At 63.7% G+C, this 19083-nt stretch carries 20 protein-coding genes; 10 read left to right on the top strand and 10 right to left on the bottom strand.

Going from position 1 to position 19083, the window contains the following annotated elements:
• Positions 1–56: 56 nt before the first annotated feature.
• The 3 genes from EP007_RS04025 to EP007_RS04015 all read right to left on the bottom strand — a co-directional run bounded on the left by EP007_RS04025 (position 57) and on the right by EP007_RS04015 (position 3266).
• Positions 57–1088, bottom strand: coding sequence for a restriction endonuclease (locus EP007_RS04025; RefSeq protein ID WP_128476428.1), 1032 nt, complete (start codon positions 1086–1088; stop codon positions 57–59).
• Positions 1089–1153: 65 nt separating this feature from the next.
• A complete protein-coding gene (locus EP007_RS04020; protein ID WP_128476427.1) occupies positions 1154–2608 on the bottom strand; it encodes a BGTF surface domain-containing protein in 1455 nt (484 codons plus the stop codon).
• A 106-nt stretch (positions 2609–2714) separates the two neighbouring features.
• Positions 2715–3266, bottom strand: a complete 552-nt coding sequence (locus EP007_RS04015; protein WP_128476426.1) for a J domain-containing protein — start codon at positions 3264–3266, stop codon at positions 2715–2717.
• Positions 3267–3456: 190 nt separating this feature from the next.
• On the opposite strand from EP007_RS04015, the gene EP007_RS04010 reads away from it, so the two are divergent.
• The 3 genes from EP007_RS04010 to EP007_RS04000 all read left to right on the top strand — a co-directional run bounded on the left by EP007_RS04010 (position 3457) and on the right by EP007_RS04000 (position 6068).
• On the top strand, positions 3457–5229 hold the full coding sequence (locus EP007_RS04010; protein ID WP_128476425.1) for a DUF255 domain-containing protein: 1773 nt from the start codon (positions 3457–3459) through the stop codon (positions 5227–5229).
• A gap of 210 nt (positions 5230–5439) precedes the next feature.
• Positions 5440–5859, top strand: coding sequence for a DUF2178 domain-containing protein (locus EP007_RS04005; protein WP_243700442.1), 420 nt, complete (start codon positions 5440–5442; stop codon positions 5857–5859).
• Positions 5856–6068: a helix-turn-helix transcriptional regulator gene (locus EP007_RS04000; protein ID WP_128476424.1), complete on the top strand. Its 213-nt coding sequence runs from the start codon at positions 5856–5858 to the stop codon at positions 6066–6068. The genes EP007_RS04005 and EP007_RS04000 overlap by 4 nt, the downstream gene beginning before the upstream one ends.
• Positions 6069–6072: 4 nt before the next feature.
• On the opposite strand, the gene EP007_RS03995 is transcribed toward EP007_RS04000, so the two are convergent.
• On the bottom strand, positions 6073–8100 hold the full coding sequence (locus EP007_RS03995) for a hypothetical protein (RefSeq protein ID WP_128476423.1): 2028 nt from the start codon (positions 8098–8100) through the stop codon (positions 6073–6075).
• Positions 8101–8453: 353 nt separating this feature from the next.
• Positions 8454–8753, bottom strand: coding sequence for a hypothetical protein (locus tag EP007_RS03990; RefSeq protein WP_128476422.1), 300 nt, complete (start codon positions 8751–8753; stop codon positions 8454–8456).
• A 124-nt stretch (positions 8754–8877) separates the two neighbouring features.
• Here EP007_RS03990 and EP007_RS03985 point away from each other — a divergent pair, with 124 nt between their 5' ends.
• The 3 genes from EP007_RS03985 (at position 8878) to EP007_RS03975 (ending at position 12776) form a co-directional block, all read left to right on the top strand.
• Positions 8878–9690: a TrmB family transcriptional regulator gene (locus tag EP007_RS03985; RefSeq protein ID WP_128476421.1), complete on the top strand. Its 813-nt coding sequence runs from the start codon at positions 8878–8880 to the stop codon at positions 9688–9690.
• 155 nt (positions 9691–9845) lie between these two features.
• Complete coding sequence (gene trkA, locus EP007_RS03980; RefSeq protein WP_128476420.1) at positions 9846–11189, top strand: Trk system potassium transporter TrkA; 1344 nt, start codon at positions 9846–9848, stop codon at positions 11187–11189.
• A gap of 57 nt (positions 11190–11246) precedes the next feature.
• Entirely contained in the window at positions 11247–12776 is a 1530-nt protein-coding gene (locus EP007_RS03975) for a TrkH family potassium uptake protein (protein ID WP_128476419.1), read from the top strand.
• A gap of 21 nt (positions 12777–12797) precedes the next feature.
• Here the strand turns inward: EP007_RS03975 and EP007_RS03970 are convergent, their stop codons facing one another.
• Entirely contained in the window at positions 12798–13082 is a 285-nt protein-coding gene (locus EP007_RS03970) for a hypothetical protein (protein WP_128476418.1), read from the bottom strand.
• Between the two features lie 286 nt (positions 13083–13368).
• On the opposite strand from EP007_RS03970, the gene EP007_RS03965 reads away from it, so the two are divergent.
• Positions 13369–13599 carry an Lrp/AsnC family transcriptional regulator gene (locus EP007_RS03965; RefSeq protein ID WP_128476417.1) on the top strand — a complete coding sequence of 77 codons (231 nt, stop codon included), beginning with the start codon at positions 13369–13371 and terminating at the stop codon, positions 13597–13599.
• A 23-nt stretch (positions 13600–13622) separates the two neighbouring features.
• On the opposite strand, the gene EP007_RS03960 is transcribed toward EP007_RS03965, so the two are convergent.
• Together EP007_RS03960 and EP007_RS03955 are read right to left on the bottom strand one after the other, a co-directional pair.
• Complete coding sequence (locus EP007_RS03960) at positions 13623–14024, bottom strand: hypothetical protein (protein WP_128476416.1); 402 nt, start codon at positions 14022–14024, stop codon at positions 13623–13625.
• A gap of 45 nt (positions 14025–14069) precedes the next feature.
• Positions 14070–14519: a hypothetical protein gene (locus EP007_RS03955; protein ID WP_128476415.1), complete on the bottom strand. Its 450-nt coding sequence runs from the start codon at positions 14517–14519 to the stop codon at positions 14070–14072.
• 138 nt (positions 14520–14657) lie between these two features.
• Here EP007_RS03955 and EP007_RS03950 point away from each other — a divergent pair, with 138 nt between their 5' ends.
• Positions 14658–16058: an NAD(P)/FAD-dependent oxidoreductase gene (locus tag EP007_RS03950; RefSeq protein WP_128476414.1), complete on the top strand. Its 1401-nt coding sequence runs from the start codon at positions 14658–14660 to the stop codon at positions 16056–16058.
• A 1-nt stretch (position 16059) separates the two neighbouring features.
• Here the strand turns inward: EP007_RS03950 and EP007_RS03945 are convergent, their stop codons facing one another.
• Together EP007_RS03945 and EP007_RS03940 are read right to left on the bottom strand one after the other, a co-directional pair.
• Positions 16060–16428 (bottom strand): hypothetical protein, encoded by a 369-nt coding sequence (locus EP007_RS03945; protein WP_128476413.1) that lies wholly within the window; start codon positions 16426–16428, stop codon positions 16060–16062.
• 159 nt (positions 16429–16587) lie between these two features.
• The gene (locus EP007_RS03940; protein ID WP_128476412.1) at positions 16588–17181 is read right to left on the bottom strand and encodes a DUF6149 family protein; all 594 of its coding nucleotides are present in this window, start codon (positions 17179–17181) and stop codon (positions 16588–16590) included.
• A gap of 105 nt (positions 17182–17286) precedes the next feature.
• Between EP007_RS03940 and EP007_RS03935 the strand changes: the two genes are divergently transcribed.
• Positions 17287–18528 (top strand): NAD(P)/FAD-dependent oxidoreductase, encoded by a 1242-nt coding sequence (locus EP007_RS03935; protein WP_128476411.1) that lies wholly within the window; start codon positions 17287–17289, stop codon positions 18526–18528.
• A 162-nt stretch (positions 18529–18690) separates the two neighbouring features.
• Positions 18691–18927, top strand: a complete 237-nt coding sequence (locus tag EP007_RS03930) for a DUF7120 family protein (RefSeq protein WP_128476410.1) — start codon at positions 18691–18693, stop codon at positions 18925–18927.
• Positions 18928–19083 lie beyond the last annotated feature (156 nt).

Here is a 19083-nt window from a genome sequence, read left to right as displayed (position 1 = left end):
TCCGGCGATTTTGCGCCTCTCGGCGCAAATTCGCTGAGGAGTAGCTTCGAAAATATTCACCGGTCGCTAACGCTCACTTCGAGATTCGAATCGCGCGTGAACTTGACGGCGATGGAGTCGCCGGTTACGCTCTGGTCGTAGACCAGCGTCCCGGATGAGTCCTCGGGCACCGCGAACACCATCCAACCGGCGTACCGCGTGCCGGGCGACATCTGCAAGCCCATGAACCCCTCGTGTTCGCTCAAGGGCTGATGGCTGTAGGTCCGCTCGTCGGTCCGGAACTTGAACGATTTCTTGGTCAGATTCACGCTGCTCTCTCCGCCGTTTTTGAACTGCATCTGGACGAGGACGAACTGATAGCCTCGCGGCGGGTTGTAGGCTCTGCCGTCGCTCTCGTTGGGGTCGATGGTGTCGGTGACGCGGGCGTTCCACGTCACGTTGAGCGTACTCGTGCTGTTTTCCGGTGCGACCGACTCGGCCGAAACCGGCCCGTTTCCGCCGCCGCCGAGGAACGGCACGGAGACGCCCGACAGGACGCCGACCGCGAGCAGGGCGACGACGACCACGACCGCTATCACTGGCTTCGTCGGAATCGACGTGCCACCGAGCGCGCCCGAGAGTTTCGCTCCGACTCGGTCGCCGACCGCCTGTAACTGGTCGAGCGGCGAGTCACCGTCTCCGCCGCTCGCCGTCTCGGCACCGCCGCCCCCATCGCCATCGCCGTACTGCTCGGCGAGGTCGGTCCACTCTTTCTGCTTGAGGATTTTGGCGACGCCCTCGCCGTCGAGGAGGTCCACGCCCGACCCCTGCGAGACCTTGTTTGCGTGGTCAGAGACTGTCCCGGCAGTGACGATAGCCGACTCCGAGACGCCGTACTGCTTACAGAGCTTGGCGAACTGCTGGACCTGTTTGCCCCCGACTTCACCGTCGGGTATCGCCCACAACAGGCCCTCCTCGCCGGTGTTGGGTCGCTGTACCGCGACGAACGTTCTACCGTCGTCGCGCTTGACCTGCGTTTGCCAGCCTTGACGCTCCCAGAGGGCCGCAACGAACTTCCCGAACTCGGACTGGTCCATTCCCTGCAACATGATTTCACCGCGGGGGAACCGTGTTCGAGTTCATATCCTCAGCCCCCGTATAAAAAACATCGCACCTACCCCCGACGGGCGGCTATCACGCCGCCCGCCAGCAGTGCGAGGAGTCCCGCGACCGGGCCGAAGCCGGGAACCGGGACGAGACCGCCGCCTCCATCGCTCTCGTCGCCGTCTTCGCTTCCGTTCGCGCTCGCCTGTTGGGTCAGTGGCTTGGGAGTGCTATTCATGGGTCGCTGTGTCAGCCCGTTCGCGGTCGTCTCCGTGGTGGTGGGCGTTTCGGTCGTCGTGTTGACGGTCGTGGTCGCCGTCGTCGTGTCCGGCGCCGTCGTCGTCGTCGTGGTCGCGCGTATTGCGACCTGCGCCGGGACGCTCGTCTTCTGGTCCTCCAGTCGAATCTGGAAGTTCCGGCCGGGTTCGATGTCCGAGAAGTCGAACGTCGTCGAGAACGTCCGGTTCCGGGTGACCGTGACCATCTCCGAGAGGTGGAACGGCGGGATTTCGCTGTCGCGCGCCGAGAGGTTGATGTTCGTGCCGGGCGTCAGACTGGTCGTCCCGCGAATCGTGGTCTTGTCGTCCACGACGATGGTTTTGCCCGGTCCGTTGCGCTCTATCTGTATCCGGCGGTCCACGACCTTGATTTCGGTCGAGACGTTCTGGCGCTTGTCGGCGAGCGGGCTTTTCTCGGGAACGACGAACTCGACGCGATAGCGCTGGCCGGGTTCGATACCGTTCTCGCCCGTATCGACCGCGAGGTAGAATCCCTCGGTGTCGCCGAGCGTGAAGACGCGAGTCGCGTTCGCGCCAGTGAACTGGTGACCGTTCTCGTTCAGCGGCGGATTCGACTGCATGAAGTTCACCTGCATAATCCCGTTATCGCCGCTCAAATTGGCCTCCTCGATAGCACCCTTGACGCCGGTGGCGTTAACGTGGACGACCATCCAGTCGTCGTGGGCGACCTTCCCGCCCGGCGGGACCGAGCGCTCTCGCACGCCCTTCTTCGAGGCTATTTTGTCGGCTGAGACGCTTTCCGGCGCGATTCGGGGCGACACGTCGTAGCTTCCGCGCTCTTGGAGGACGAGCGCGCCGACGCCCACCTCGTTGCCGTTCTTGGTGGCGTTAATCGTGTACTTGCTGGCGACGAGTGCCTTGTCCAAGTCCGAGTATCCGAAATCGACCACCGTCCCACCCGAGACGGCGGCTTTCATCTCCGCCGGGGTCTCGGCCATTCCCGCCTCATAGGTGTTCAACTGTATCTTCTTCTTCCCGCCGCCGACCTCGACCTGCAACCAGAACGCGTCCGATGGAGACCCGATGTTGACGATTCCGCCGCCGTCTACGTTGACACTGATGTTCGCTACGTCTCCGCGCTCTTCGTAGATGACGCTCGGCGAGAACGACGCGCTCGCCGCGCTGGTCGTCTCGACGGCGCTCGGACCGAACGCGGGAGCGACGCTGGCGGCAAGCAGGACTGCGACGAGGGCGACGACGCGGTACTGCGGGGAGTTCGCTGACATGGCGAAACGAAAGTTAGCGAGGTGTTATGACCCATCCGTAATAAATCCGATTGGTGAGAGCCGCCGCTCGGCCCGGCTAACGTTTCGAGATTCCGAGGCGTCACCCTCAGTCGCGGTCGTTCAGCACCTCGTAGGCCTCCGTCACGCGCTTGAACTCCTCCTCGTCGCCCGACTCGCGGTCGGGGTGGACCGACTTGACGCGCTGGCGGTAGGCCCGCCGGACCTCGTCGGAGTCGGCGTCGGCGTCGAGTCCGAGGACGCGGTAGGCCTCCCTCGGGGTCGGTTCAGTGTCGCCGACCGTCTGTGCGCGTCGGCCGCCGCGTGCGTCTGCTCCGGCGCGAGCGCGCCGCCCGCGGGCCTCGCGCGCGCCGAACCCGCCGTCACCGTCGAAGCCCCGGCGGCCGGAGAACGAGTCGCGCGGCCCGGCACCGAACCCGCCGGTCTCGGGGTCCGCGCGGCGGTAGCTTCCGGCCCGACCGCTCTCGACGCGCGCTCGGAGCCGCCCGGTGGCGTGGTACCAGATGAGGTAGGCCGCCGCCGCGAACGGCACGGCGACCGCGAGTAGCGCGGGACTGGAGACGAACGCCATCACGAACTGGAGCATGGCGATACCCGCGAAGACCGCCGCCAGTCCGAGTAGAAGCCGGTCTCGCTGCACGCTTCGTGCTTCGGGGCCCGGCATTGTAAGCGTCTCGCTCGGGGCGAATCGGTGGGTCCGACGGGTAGCCGGTCGCCGGGGTTCGGGGCGAGAGGCGACGACCGACCCGACCGCGAGAGACCTCGAAACAATCGTCAGACGACTCCGACATAGCAAGACCCATCCCGGCCGACTCCCAAGTCCGACCGGAATGAACGAAAGCGCCGAGAAGACCAAGGTGGAGTGGCGCGAGTGGGGCGAGGCCGCCTTCGAGGAGGCCCGAGAGTCCGACACGCCGGTCCTGCTCTCGCTGTCGGCGACGTGGTGTTCGTGGTGCCACGAGATGGACCGCGAGGCGTACAGCAACCCGATGGTCGCCGCGAACGTCAACGACTCGTTCGTGCCGGTCCGGGTGGACATCGACCGTCAACCGCGGGTCCGCGAGCGGTACAACGTCGGCGGGTTCCCCTCGACCGTCTTCTGCACGCCCGACGGCGACCTGCTCACGGGCGCGACCTACCTCGATGTGGACGCCATGCGACAGGTCGTCCAGCGCGTGCGGGACCTCTGGAGCCACAAGGGCGAGGAGGCCGCCCGCATCCCGCGGAGTCTGCGGGAGGACCCGCCAGCAGGGGACCTTTCACCCGAAATCGAGCAGTTGGTCGCCGGGCAGTTGGGCGACAAGTTCGACGACCAGTTCGGCGGGTGGGGCGACAGCGAGAAGTTCCCGCTCCCCCGGACCGTCGAGTTCGCGCTCAAGCGCGAGCGCGAACAGGCGCTCGGAACGCTCCAAGCGGTCAACCAGTACCTCTACGACGACTACGACGGCGGATTCTTCCGGTTTGCGGAGGGCCGCGACTGGACGGAAGTCCACCACGAGAAACTGCTCTCGACCAACGCCGCGCTGGTCCGAGCGTTCGCCAACGCCTACCTCTACACCGGCGACGACGACTACCGCGACCCCGCCGAGCGCACCATCGAGTATCTGACGACGACTCTCTGGAACGGGAACGCTTTCGCCGGGAGTCAGGCCCCCGGTGACTCGCCGGACGTGCCCGAGAGCGATGGAGACGAGGACGGAGACGTGGCCGAAAGCGAAGGCGAGAGCGACGCACAACAAGCGGACACCGAGGACGACCCTGACTACTACGGTCTCGCGCCGAGCGACCGCGAGACGGCGGATGCGCCCGCGGTGGACCCGACCGCGTTCGCCGACTGGAACGCGATGGCGGCCGACGCACTGTTGACCTACCACGCCTACACCGACGACGAGCGCGCCCGGACCTACGCCGAGCGCGCGCTCGACTACGTGCTGGACGAACTGGTCGAGGATGGCGAAGTCGTCCACTTCGACGACGGCGAGACGGGCGACGAGAGCGAGTCCGGTCTGCTGGCCGACCACGCCCACCTGCTCGGCGCGCTCACGACCGCCCGACAGGTCACGGGCGACCAGAAGTATCTCGACGCGGCCCGCGAGGTGGGCGACTACGCGCTCGCCGAACTGCGGGAAGGCGGCGAGGACGGCGACGAGTCTCTTTCCGGCGCGTTTGTGGACGGTCCCCGCGAGGGTCCGGGCCTGCTCGACCGACCGATGCGCCCGCTCGACCACAACGCGGAAATCGCCGACGCGCTGACCGACCTCGCGCTTCTGACCGGCGACGACGACTATCGGGAGGCCGCCGCCGACGCCATTGCGGCGTTCGCGGACGCGGCCGACCGCTTCGGCGTACAGGTCGCGGCCTACGCCACGGCCGCGGCGCGCCTCTGCCGGGACCCGCTCGTGGTCGAAGTCGCCGACGAGGCCGGGTCGGACCTCCACCGCGCCGCGATGCGAGTCGCCGACCACGAGAAGGTCGTGATTCCGGGCGTCTCGGGTGACGAGTACGAGGACGGGACCGCCCACGTCGTCGTGGACGGCGAACGTTCCGAGACCGTGGAGACTCCCGAGCAACTGAGCGACCGCGTCGCCGAGTTGACCGAGTAGACGCCGATTCTCGGCTCCTCACGTTTTCTCTTGCTGTTTCCGGTGTATTCTCCTGAGAGTTGCGCCGAGAGTCGAATCTCCGGTAGAGTTAAGTAAATGTGTAAAGTCTGCTTTACTGTAAAGAGAACTTTACGACAGGTTCGCTTTACACGACGACCGTCTCCGCGTACCGCCAGCCGGTACACCACGAGACAACATCACACCCAATCCATGACACAGACACACACGGCCGGACCGAAACGACTCGAAAAGGCGCGACGCTATCGGCAACTGCTGGTCGGTTTCCCCGTTGGGGGCGCAGTAATCGCCATCTTTCTCAGGGAGATACTCGGCTATCCCCTCGTCAGCGAGGCCGTCTACTGGGTCGGCATCGTCGGCTTCCTCGCGGTCTGGGTCGGCACCTCGGTGACGCTGTTCGACGAGCGCGACCAAGCGCTCGAACGGCGAGCGAGCAAGCTCACGCTCACCATCTTCGCGCCCGTGCTGGTCGTCGCGGCCTCGCTGGCGCGCGTCCTCCCGAAGGTCAGCGACGTTACGATGCCCGAGGCAATCTGGCCCGCGCTCTACGCCTTTGTCGCACTGTACGCCGTGTTTGCCGTCGTCTATCTCACCCTGCGCTCGCGCACATGAAGAACGACATCCGCGACTACCGGGACGCCGAAGGTATCAGTCAGGCCGACCTCGCGGCGGCCGTCGGGGTCACGCGCCAGACGATAAACGCCATCGAGCGCGAGCGATACGACCCCTCCATCGAACTCGCGTTCAAGTTGGCGCGGTACTTCGACTGCCGCGTCGAAGACTTACTAGATCCGGAACTCCCCGACGATTTGCGAGAGTGACGGCCTACAGGCTGTCACCGAATCGCTCGATGTCGTCGAGGACGGGCTGGTTCACGCCGCGGTCAGCCAGATCCTCGCGGAGTTGTTCGACCTCCTCTTTGGCCTGTTCTTCTTCGTTCGCCTGCTTGAGCAAGCCCGCGCGCGTCCGAGCAAGTTCGTTGTACGCGATATTCAGCGACTTGTCGTCGCGTCGTCGGTAGACATTTCGCGCGGTGTCGGTGTACTCCAGCGCCCGTTCGGGCTGTGCATCTTCGAGTTTCGTCACGCTTCCGTCTCGAACGCTGAAGAAGGAATCCTTCAAGCTGGCCGCGATGGTCGTGGCGGCCTTCGCGCCCGCGACATCGTCACTCATCTCCTCGGCGACTTCTTCCAGAACCGCCATCCCGTTCTGTAGGTACGGGGACCGCGATCCAGCGAACGACAGCGCGAGACCGACCTCGTCGCTGAAGAACGACGAGGCCAATCGGTCCTCTGTTCTCGATTGGGGCGTCCCGACGCGGAAGGTGTGGGTCTCGGAGACGACCAACAGGTCCTCCTGATCCTGATAGGCCGCCCGGACGGCGTACTGACCGGGTTGGTCGAAGTACGCGCCGTCTTTGCCGTAGCCGACGAAGACGCGCTGGCTGTACCGGTCTTCGCCCTCGGTGGCCCGGCTTGGGGCTTTCAGCGTGATCGTCTCTCGTTCGCCCATCTGGTGGACGACCGGTTTGTAGCGGACCACCGTGTCGTCGGGTCGGCGGATGAAGATGGTCACGTTTCCGAACTCCGGTCTCAGCCGCGAGTCCACATCGACCGGCCGGTCGTCCATCAGATTCCGCAACCGGAGTTCGATTTCGACCGGTTCAAGAAACTCGACGTAGTCGCTCGAACGGACCAGCAACTCCACCGGCGGATTCCCTTCGACGCGCGAGAGTCTGTCCAGCGGTATCTCTTCGTTCCCTCTCAGGTGGCCGCCGGTCGCCCACGCGTCGCCGCCCATGATCACCGCGTTCCGGTTGCCGTGGCGCATGTGGATCAGTTCCTCGTCGTCGAACCGGAACTCGAAGTTCTGCCAGAAGTTCGAGACCCGGTAGGGGTAGTTCATCCACGAGAGCGACTGCGGACGGCCCTTGTCCCACGAGTGCAAGAAGTTGAACGCGTGGCCCGCCTCGTGGACCCATGTGTAGAGGTACTGGCGCATGGCGTCGGCCTCCGTCTGGTTGGCGGGACCGTCGGTCGGGAGGTCGTCGAACCAACTGTGTTCGCCGAACACCGCGAAGCCTTGCCGTTCGGGCGGTTCGCCAGCGCCCCCGTACGAGGCCCGAGCGTCGAACATGATTCCGGCGGTGCTGGAACTGTCGAACTCGCTCGCTAAGAGTCCCCACATGTTCCAGCTCGGCCAGCCGCCACTGTACTGGCTGAAGTGAGTCTCCATCGCGTCGTGGAGTTCCGCGACCGACCATGTGTTGAACGTGGAGGCGCTGTCGTCGATGACCGTTCGGCCGGGACCGAGAGTGAGGTCTACGCCAGCTTCCCGGTAGGCCTCCTCGATGGTGAGCGTTCGCTGTGGCAGCCCCGGTGGACGCGTGTTGTGTGCGTGCGTGTCGTACTCCGGAAGAACGGGGTCAGTATTGACCGACTCGCAAACGTCTACCTCCAGCGTGAGGTCGCGGAACGCGTCGGACTCGCGCTGGCAGGTGTACGACCGGCTTGCACTGTTGCCCGTCTCGCGCAGCGTGACCTCTGCGGGTCCGGCCGGTTGCAGCGTCCCCCACGGAATCCGCAGTTCGAGTCGCGTTGACGGGTGTGACCCCTCCCAGTATCGCACCGAGCCTTTCACGTCCACGTAGCAGTCCTGCCAGTTCGTGCTCGGCTCATCGACGATCCACGATTCGCGGTACACCCGCCACTCGTAGGTCTCGCCGCGCCACTCGAAGCGGTACTTCTGGAAGACATCCCCGCTGATTCGGTTCATCACCGGCGAGTTCGCGTGCCGCGGGTCGATGTCCACCCGTAACACGAGTTCGTACTTTCCTCGGTTCGGTGCGGTCATCTCTCCGACGTACCGTCCGATCACCGGTCCGCGACGGAGGCATCGCCACCAGTCGTCGTCCCACCGGTCTCGCCAGTCGTCGGGCACTCGATCTCGCCACTCTCTCTCGCGCTGGCCCGCCGAGCGGTCGCCTGACTGGAACTGTGTGCGGATCGCTGCAGGAATTGACGGTTCTCCCCAATCACCCTCTTGTTGCTCCCCAGGCATGTAAAAGGGTTGGATTACTAAGGTGAAAACATTCTCGGAATAGCACGCCGAAAATTTTGATATATTTAGATATAATGCTGTAGTATCTATGAATCCTGCCCTTCGATTTCGGCTGTGGACCGAGACGCTACGCAAAGTCGCTCGGGCTACAGATAGCCGAACGGTTCGTCCGACTCCCGGAAGACGACCTGACTTCTCTCCACGGAGACGCCCAGATACGCGTCTCTCGTCACCTTCACTTCGTACTCGCTGGTCAGTTGTCGATCTGGCAGTTCGACGACGACTTCGTGGCTTCCGTCCCTGATCTCATATTCGATGGAGTCCGCGACCCCGAGGAGCAGCGACGTAGTAACGTCCGACTCCGCGTAGACGGACTCGCCGTTGACGCGAACCTCAACGGAGTCTTCCCGAAATCCCACTTGGAGTGCGAGGTGTAGCGTCCCCATGTCTCGATTTACGGCCTGCTCGATTACCACGCTTTCGGGCGTATCGCTCGGCGCGCCCTTGCGACATCTGTTTCAACTAAAAACAGGGCGAGAGTTTATAGGGTCCGAGCGTCTGGCCCTTTACATGGCGAGTCTACGAGACCTCGGTCTCTCGGAGTACGAGGCGCGGTCGTACCGGGCGCTGTTGGACGCGGGACCGACGACGGCCAAGGAGTTGTCGCGCGCGAGCGAAGTGCCGATGGGTCGCATCTACGACGTACTGAGCAGTCTGGAGACCCACAACCTCGCGCGCTCTCAGAGCGCGAGTCGGCCAAAGAAGTACGTCGCGGTCGAACCTGAGACTGCGCTGAATCGACTGCTGGACGACAAACTCGCCGAGTTGGAGGAGCAGGCGAATCAGTACGAGGAAATCGTCGAGGAGTTGACCGAGGAACTCGACGCGGGCGAACCCGTCGAGGAAGGGTTCTGGACCGCCGCGGTCGGTGCCGAGGAGTCCTCGGACCTGCTGGTCGAGCGCCTCGACGCCGCGGACGACCGAATCGTGATGGTCACGGGCGACACGTCCGCGCAGTTCGACCTCGGCGACGTTGGCGAACTCGTCTCCCAGCACCTCGAAGCGGCTTTGGAGCGGGGCGTCGAAGTCTCGTTGCTCATGTCGCCGGAACTCGTGGAGACGCTTCCCCCGAGCGTGGGCCAGCGATACACCAAGACGCTCTCGAACCACCCCAAGTTCGCAGTCCGGACCGCAGAGGGGCTTCAGGGAACGTTTAACCTCATTGACGACGTGGAGGTCTGCATCGAGGTGGACAACCCCCTGAATCCGGGCGAAGCGTTCGCCATGATCGACATGAAAGACCCCGAGTTCGCGGCGGGCGTCCGCGAGACGTTCGCGCCGCGGTGGGAGTCCGCCGAACCGCTCTCGTTCGGGAGTTCGTGAGCGCGCTCCGCGTTCCGAGCGAAGCGAAAGCCGAACCACGGACCCCGTATCTCGGTCGCGCGGGACCGACCATGAGAAATCCACGCACATCACCGAATAGAAATAGTGATACCGCGGGCCTCGCAAAACCCGGCAAGAATGAGGGAGGCTAACTGATGCACGTCATCATTATCGGTGCAGGTGAGGTCGGTTCCTCCATTGCAGAGAGTCTCGCGGATGCTCACGAAGTTGTCGTCGTGGACATCGACGGCGAGCGCGTGGACGCCCTGACCTACTCGCACGACGTTCTCGCAATCGAGGGAGACGGCACCTCCCTCGACACGCTCCAAGAGGCGGGCGTCGAAAAAGCGGACATGATAATCGCCAGTACGGACGACGACGAGACGAATCTGGTCGCCTGCGGCACGGCCAAGACCGTCGATGACCCGTTCACCATCGCACGGGTGAAGAACGTCGATTACCTCGAAACGTGGCAACACGCCGAGAACCAGAACGCGTTCGGCGTGGACTTCATGGTCTGTACGAACCTCCTGACCGCGGAGGACATCGTTCGGGTCATCGGCCTGCCCGCGGCCCAAGACGTGGACCTGTTCGCGGGCGGGACCGTCCAGATGGCCGAGTTTGAGGTCGGCGCGGAGAGTCCGGTCGCCGACCAGACGGTCATGGAGGCCGACCGATTCGACTCGCTGACGTTCGCGGCCATCATCAGAAACGGCGACGTGGAGATTCCCAGCGGCGAGACGGTCATCCGGGCCGACGACAGGGCCGTCGTCATCGGGAGTCCCGAGAGCGTGCAGGGGTTCGCCCGCGAAATCGCCCCGAACCAGACGCCATCCGGCAACGAGGACTTGGTCATCATCGGCGGGAGCGACATCGGCTATCACATCGCTCGCCTGCTCGAAGAGCGGGGGCTTCATCCGCGACTCATCGAACAGGACCCCGACCGCGCGCGCCAACTCGCCGAGGAGTTGCCTGACACGGTCGTCATGCAGAACGACCCGACCGACGCCGAGTTCCTCGCGCGCGAACACGTAGACGAGGCCGACGCCGTCGTCGCGGCCCTCGAAAGCGACGAGCGGAACCTGCTCGTCTCGGTGCTGGCCAAGCAACTCGGCGTGCGCCGGACCGTCGCAGTCGTCGAGAGCGGCGAGTACGTCGATGTGTTCGAGACGGTCGGTATCGACGTGGGCGTCAACCCCCGCGAGGTTACCGCCGAGGAGATTACGCGGTTTACGCGCGAACTTCACACCGAGAACGTCGCGCTCATCGAGAACGACAAGGCGGAAGTCCTCGAAGTCGAGGTGGACGACGACTCGATTCTGGTCGGACGACCCATCAGCGAGGCGGTCGCCGACCTGCCCGAAGGAGTCGTCGTCGGCGCGATAACCCGCGACGGCCAGTTCGTCGTCCCGCGAGGTGACACCAGCGTCGAGTCCGGAGACCACGTCGTCGTGTTCGTCGGGCGCGATGCACTGCAAGCCGTCTCTGAGAAGCTATGAAGGGGTCGAGAGCGTAGCAATGTCCCGACAGACGAATCAGCGACGGGTGAGCCGTCAATGAACCTGCGTGTGGACTGGCGAGCGAGTTGCAGTCTCGTCGGAACGGTGGTCAAGTGGCTGGCGGTGGCGATGTTCTTCCCGCTCGCGCTGGCGGTCTTCTACGGCGACGGCGTGACAACGTTCGTCGCGTCGATGGCGCTGGCGGTCGGCGTCGGGTGGAGTCTCGAACGGTTAGACGACGACCCCGACCTCGGCGCGCGCGAGGGGTTCCTGATGGTCGCGTTGACGTGGCTCGCGGTGTCGATAATCGGGGCCACGCCGTACGTCATCGCCGGACAGGGCACCATCGCCCAGCCGGTAAACGCCCTCTTCGAGTCGATGAGCGGATTCACGACCACGGGCGCGACGGTGATGAAAAACATTGGCTTCGAGGACCACTCGCGGGCACTGATGATGTGGCGCCAACAGACTCAGTGGCTCGGCGGCATGGGCATCGTCGTGCTGGCGGTCGCCATCCTGCCGGAACTCTCGGTGGGCGGCGCACAACTGATGGAGGCCGAAGCCCCCGGTCCCGGTATCACGAAGCTCACGCCCCGCATCGCCGAGACCGCGCGAGCGCTCTGGAAGGCGTATCTGGGCATCACCGCACTAGAAATGGCTCTCCTCTACGGTCTCCACCTCGTCGGTCTCGCGCCCGAGATGACGCTGTATCAGTCGGTCGCTCACGGGTTCACCACGATGGCGACCGGCGGGTTCTCGCCCGCCGCGCGGAGCATCGAATACTTCTCCGCGGCGGTGCAGTGGCTCATCATCCCGTTCATGGTCGCCGCCGGAACCAACTTCGCGCTGTTCTGGCACGCGCTCAACGGCGAGGCCGAGGTGTTCGGCAAAGATACGGAGTTCCGCTTCTACGCTGGCGTGCTGGCGACCTTCTCCGGGTTAGCTGCGATTCTGCTGTTCACCGGCGCGGGAATGGCCGAGACGCCGACTATCGGACCGCTCTCGGGCAATTTAGAGAAAGCGGTCCGCCACGCGATGTTTCAGGTCGTCTCGCTCGTGACGACGACGGGGTACGCCAGCATGGACTTCAATACGTGGAGCAGTTCCGCCCAGTTCGTCCTGTTCGTCACCCTGTTCGTCGGCGGGTCGGCGGGTTCGACCGGCGGTGCCATCAAAATCGTGCGCTGGCTGGTCATCCTGAAGTCGCTCAAGCGTGAACTGTTCACCACGATTCACCCCGAGGCTGTCCGGCCGGTGCGTCTCGGCGGCCGGTCGCTGGACGAGCGCGCGGTCCGGGGCATCTACGCGTTCACCCTGCTGTATCTGGTCATCTTCTTCGTCGCGGCGATGCTGGTCTACTTCGACGCGGCCCGCGTCGGACTCGACTTAATCGCACTCGATGCGATGAGTGCGACCGCGGCGACGCTCGGCAACATCGGACCGGGATTCGGCATCGTCGGCCCGATGAACAACTACATTCCGTTCCCGTCCACGACGAAGTTGTTCATGGTGTTCCTGATGTGGATCGGTCGCCTCGAAATCCTGCCGGTGTTAGTCCTGCTGACTCCGGCGTACTGGCGGTCGTAAAAATCTGCGACGCGATTTCGACTATGCGATGAGTTGTGGACCGAACTGCGTGCCGAAACTCGAATCGGCTTGGTCACCGTCGAGACTGTACGGGTAGTTACCGCAGGCGCTGGCGTAGCAGGCGTCTTCCTGCGTCACCGTCTCGGTGATCGCGGTCGGGTCCTCGCTGATGCTATACGGATAATTACCGCAGGCGCTAGCGTAGCAGGCGTCTTCCTGTGCCGCCCCGATACCGGTTACTCCAGCGAGAAGCAGACCGACGACGAATAGCCCGATGCTTGCTCGAAGTAGTGTGTTATTCATCATCAACCACGGTAGAAAACCACATCTCGACAGAGTTAAAAGTTATTAAAAGACTGCATATTTAAACTCAATCGACGTGTCGAACTCTACATGTATCTGGCTGGCTCTCGCTCCAGTTGTCCTTATCGCCCACTTCGAGCACGGCAGCGAGCGTCCGCCGCTATTTGTCGGTCGGAACTGAAAACTCCGCAACGAGGCTCAGACGCCACGCCGACTCTTCGAGCGGAAACCCCGTTTGGGGGACTCACCCGGAGGATAATGCTTTCCTGCCGGTCGCCGTAACTGCGGTATGGTTCGTGCGTACATCGTAATAATTACCGGAACCGGCGCGGCCGAGAGCGTGGCCGCGGCCGTCCGCGACCTGCCGGGCGTCACGGAGTCTCACGTCGTCGCCGGAGAGTTCGACATCGTCGCCGAAGTCGAGGGCGAGACGGTCCGCGCCTTACAGAAAATCGTCACCGGAGGGATACACGAAGTAGAGGGCGTGGGGACGACCCGGACGTACATCCAGATAGACTGACGCGGTCGCCGATTTCCTGCCAGTCAGGCGTCGAGCGCGATGAACGACACGTCGCGTTCGAGCATGTACTCTCGGAACTCGTCAACGACCGTCGGCAGAATGGGGAGGATACCCCGCTCGAAGGCGGCGATGACCACTTCGTCGTCCACGAACCCGGTGAACAGAATCTTCGTGTCGGCGACCTTGATTATCTGGTTGACGTTGTCGGCACCCATCAGTTCCTCGTAGCTCTCGCTGGCCACGAGTTCGAGGAGTTCGGATTCGACTTCGCGCTGGCGGCGGTCGGTCCAGTCAAGGTCCTCGCGGAGGTGGAGAGTTTCGACCTCGCTGTGATCGCCGTTGTCGGGGTCCGCGCGGACGAAGTATCGGAGCTTTTCGCCCGCGTGGTCTAACGTAATCGAGCACATATCCTCGGCAATACTCATTAGTGCATCGAGACCGGGCTTAGAAAATAAACCTGTTGAAGCGACCTACACGGCGGCGACCCACGCGCGGAACTCCTCGGGGCGGTCGTACACTTCTCGGAAGATACGCTCGACGCACTGGGCGACCCGGTTGGCGTCGGCCAGCGCGGACACCCGGACGTTGACGCCTTCGGTCTCTTCCGGGCGAACGATGTCGTCTATCTTGAACGCCGGAAATTCGCCGAGCAAGGCCTTGAGATCGTCTAACTCCGCGTCGGTGCAGTCGAGGTTGAGCGTGCCGTCGCCGAACTGGACCCACGGCGGGGCTTGCTGGGGAGCGTCGGAGTTCTCGCCCTCGGCGTCCGCGCCGTCGGTCGCGCTCCCGCCGGATTCGGCCGTCGCGTCAGCGTGGGTCTCGAAGGTAACGAACGGACTCGCGCGCTCGCGGTGGGCGACGATGCCCTCCGCGAACAGTTTCTGGCGCTCCTCGGGGGTCGTGGCGTCGAATCGAGTCATACGCCGGAGTACGCGCCCGGAACTCAAAAAGGGGCCTGAACGCGACTCGGCGAGAGACGACCGGAGCGACGACTTGCAGGCAACCGTCACACCGGGGCTTCAACAAGACCTTTGCCGGGCGGCGGCGAACGGAGTGGTATGAAAGGTGTCGTCGGTGGCGGAATCGCGGGTCTCGCGGCCGCCTACCGCCTCCAGCAGCACGGACACGACGTGCAAGTATTCGAAGCCAGCGACCAGATCGGCGGTCTCGCGGCGGTCTACGAGACCGCGGGCGACCCCGTCGAGAAGTTCTACCACCACCTCTCGGCCTCCGAGGAGACCATCATCGACCTCATCGAGGAGTTGGGACTGGGAGAGGACGTGACGTGGCCCATCGGCAAGAACGCCTACTACTGGGACGGGACCGTCTACCCGATGGACAAGCCGTGGGAGATTCTGGCTTACCCGCACATGAGCGTCTACGACAAGTTCCGCCTCACAATGCTCACCCAAGAGATAGACGTGCGCGGCGGGATTCCGACGTTCGATACCTACGAGAATCTGGAGGATTTCGAGGACGTGCCCATCGAACAGTTCCTGCGCGAACACACCTCCAACGGCGTCTACGAGGGCTTTTTCGAACCGCTGCTGGACGCCAAGTTCGGCGACCGGAAAGGCGACGTGAGCGCCGCGTGGTTGTTGGGTCGCATCAAGTTCCGCGGCGAGCGCGACCTCCTTCGGGGCGAACCGCTGGGCTATCTCGAAGGCGGGTTCGGTCGGTTGCTCGACGCCCTCGTAGCGGCGGTCGGGCGCGAGAACATCACTACGAACGCTCGCGTGACTGACCTCAACCTCGACGACGGCCGAGTCAGCGAGATGACGGTCGAGACGAAACCGGCGGCGAGCGCCGAGGTCGGTGAGGCGGCGGAGACCGACGGAGGCGTCGAAGCGGCCGACCCTGGCGTCGCCACCGAAACGCACGCCGTGGACGACGTAGTGGTCGCGGCGATGCCCAACGTCCTCGAAGACCTCTGTGGCTACGAATGTGACATCGACTTCCAAGGCGCGGTCTGTGCGCTGGTGACGATGGACGAAGCGCTGACCGACACCTACTGGCTGAACGTCGCCCACGACGCCCCGTTCGGCGCGCTCATCGAGCACACCAACTACATGCCGCCGGAGAACTACGGCGGCGACCATCTTCTGTACGTCGCCAGCTACATTCAGGACTACGAGGAGGACCTCTGGCAGATGGACGAGACGGAAATCGAGGACTTGTGGCTCGGCCACATCGAGGAGATGTTCCCCGACTGGGACCGCTCGCACGTCGAGGAGTTCCGCCTCGGCAAGAACCCCCGCGCCGCGCCCATCTACGAACGGGGGTATCTCGACACGGTGATTCCCTACGACCTCTCGGCGGAAGTCGCCGACGGTCTCTACTACGCCGGGATGGCCAGCAGGGCGCAGTATCCCGAGCGCAGTCTGAACGGCGGCATCGTCGCGGGTTACGAGTGTGCCGACCGCATCGCGGGCCGGAAAGAAGTAATCACCCCCGAGTGAGCTAGCGTTCGTCGAGTTTCGCCTCGGCTTCCGCGACTGTCTCGGCCTTCGTGACCTCGTAGCCCTCGTCGCCGCCGACGCGGCTAAACTGCATGTCGCCGAGCGCCGAGTCGCCCGTGACACGCACCAGCGCCGCGGCGTCGCGGACCGTCAGCGCCTCTTTGCCCTCCGCGATGATGTCGGCCACGTCTTGGGAGAGGGGTTTGAACGCGGAGATATCGTTGATAACGTCGAATCCCGGCGAGAGCTTCGCGGCTTCCGCCTCGACTCGTTCGATGGCGCTCGCCGCCTCCGCCTCGCTCAGCGACCCGCGAAGTTCCATGTGCAGTCGATTCGCCGACTCGTCGGCTTCGATATCGAATCCGGACATTGTGTTCGATTCCCCACAATCCCCTCTATGTTTATAGCTGTTTCTTCCCGCACGTCTCAGAATACGAACTGTAAGGTAGAAATCCGCACCCGGCCGTTGTTTTGTGTCTTCTACCGCTCGGAGAAACGAAATTGAATCCGGAGGGTGCGCGGACCCCGGTTAGGCTTCGGCGTCCTCGTCGCTCACGCCGGGGGCGTCGGTCAGGTCCACTTCGTCGGGTTCCTCTTGGCCACCCACGCGAACCTCGCCGTCGGGTCCCTGCACGTACACGTCGTCGGCGAACCCGTCCTCGGCGTAGGGGTGTTCCGGCTCTTCCAACTTCTCGGGCGTCGAGGGCGAGTCCGGGATGCCGTCGGCGGGCATGAACTCGCCGAGAGGGTCCTCGATGGCGATGCCGTGGCGCTCGAAGAACTCGGCGTAGCGGTCGTAATGCTGGTCGAGTTCGTCGCTGGGGAACTCCATCATCTCGGTCCAGCCGTGGTTGTAGAAGTCAAAGTTGGCCTGGATGTGGGTGATTTCACGGGCCTCGGCCTCGGGTGCACCCTCCTGTAGCGCCGCGAGGTAGGTGTCCATCGTCGCGTCGAAGAAGGCGTCGAGTCGCTCCCGGCGCTCCTCGCGGTGGGCCTCGTCTGCCTTTTCGAGGAAGATGCGGGTGTGGAGGTCCACGAGCTTTTGCTTCACGATGTCGGAGACCACCGGAAGCTCCAGCGCCTTCCGCGAAGCGAAGTGGCGGACGTTCTGGTTTATCTTCATCGGGCGAGTGTTAGGACGCGACGCCCAAAAGCTCGTCTGTCCGTGAACGTCTCGCATAATACGGAGATAGCAACCGACTTTAACCCCGAAGATGAAGACTCGGTTATGAGCGAGTCGTACGTCATAATCGGTGACGGTATCGCGGGGAGTTCCGCGGCGGAGACCATCCGCGAGGAGGACCCCGACGCCGACGTATCCGTGATTACAGACGAAGGTGAGGCACTCTACAACCGTATCCTCATCAAGGAGTTCGCCAAAGGAAAGCTCCCCGAAGCACCCATCTCCATCCACGAGGAAGACTGGTACGCCGAGCGGGATATCGACCTCGAACTCAACACGTTCGTGACGAGCGTGGACCCTGACGCACACGAGGTACACACCCACGACAGCGGCACGTTCGAGTACGACAAACTGCTGGTCGCCACGGGCGGGACGCCGACCCAGCTTCCGGTGGACAACAGCGACGCTGAGGGCGTCCACCACTTCTGGACGTTCCAAGACGCCCGGAAGATTCAGGAGAACGCGGACGCGGCCGACACGGGCGTCGTCGTCGGTGCGGGCCTGCTCGGTATCGACCTCGCGGCGGTCTGTGCCGCCCAAGGAGTCGATGCCAAGTACATCATGCGGGGCAACCGCTGGTGGCGCTACGGCCTGAGTCTGGACGGCGCGGAGATTATCCACGACGCCCTCGAAGAGAAGGGCGTCGAACCCGTCCTCGAAAGCGGCGTCGAAGGCTTCGAGACCGACGACGACGGCCGGGTCGTCTCGACGGTGGACGCCAACGGCGAGGAGTACGACAGCGAGTTCGTGGGCGTCGCCATCGGCCTGAACTTCAACACCGAGTACCTCCAAGGAGCGGGCATCGAGGAGGACAGCGGCATCGTCGTTGACGAGTACATGCAGACCAGCGTCGAAGATATCTACGCGGCCGGTGACATCACCCGCTACTACGACACCATCCTCGACGAACACGCCCAGAACGGCTCGTGGGGCAGTGCGAAAGAGCAGGGCCAGATCGCCGCGAAGAACATGGTCGCCGACGACGAAGTCGAGTCGTTCCGCTGGGTCTCGTCGTACTCCATCACGCACTTCGACTTCCCGTTCCTCAGCTTCGGTTTCCCGACGCTGGGCGACGACGAGTGCGAGCGCAAGTACAGCGACACTGAGTGGCGACGCCTCGCGTTCAAGGACGGCAAGCTCATCGGCGGCGTCCTCATCGGCGACATCGCCCCGCAGGGCAACTACAAGGACCTCATCCGGCAGGAAGCGGAGGTCGCCGACCAGAAAGAGACCCTGCTCGAAAAGGACTTCGACCCCGAAGAGCTGGCGATTCCGCAGGAACAGTAGTGACGAAGCGTCGCGTCTGGCGAGCGCTCACCGTGCGAACCGCGAGTCTGCCCGAGTTTCGATTCCGTTTTCGTCGCCCTCGATTACCGTTTCTGGGGCTGTTCGCGGCCGAACCGTGCGGCAACCAAACGTTGTAGTGGCTGGAACCGGTAGCGCACGTACATGCCCCAACTCGAAATCTCCCTGTCCGACGACGTGGACATGCAGATCGACCAACTCGTCTCGCAGGAGGAGTTCGTGGACCGCCAAGAGGCCCTCGAAGAGATACTCTCGCTCGGTATCAAGGAGTACCAGACCACGATGGAGAGCGACACCCGCGACGAGATGGAGTTCGCCGACGAGATGATGGAGACCACCGAGCGTTCGCTCGGCGACGAAGACGAAGGCTACCGCTTCTGACCAGCGACTCGGCCTTCAAGCGCCCGTAGTGCCGCCGAACGCGGCTATCCCGCCCGATTTCTTTTTCGACGTGCGGCCCTGACGGAATATCTATCGAGCCGAACTGTAAGTTCCGACGACCAGAAGGTTTAACATACTACACGACATTTGGTATCA

The sequence above is a fragment of the Halorussus pelagicus genome (genome assembly GCF_004087835.1).
Classification (GTDB): domain Archaea; phylum Halobacteriota; class Halobacteria; order Halobacteriales; family Haladaptataceae; genus Halorussus; species Halorussus pelagicus.
The sequence above is the reverse complement of the archived record's forward strand: the minus strand, read 5'-3'. Positions and strand labels throughout refer to the sequence as shown.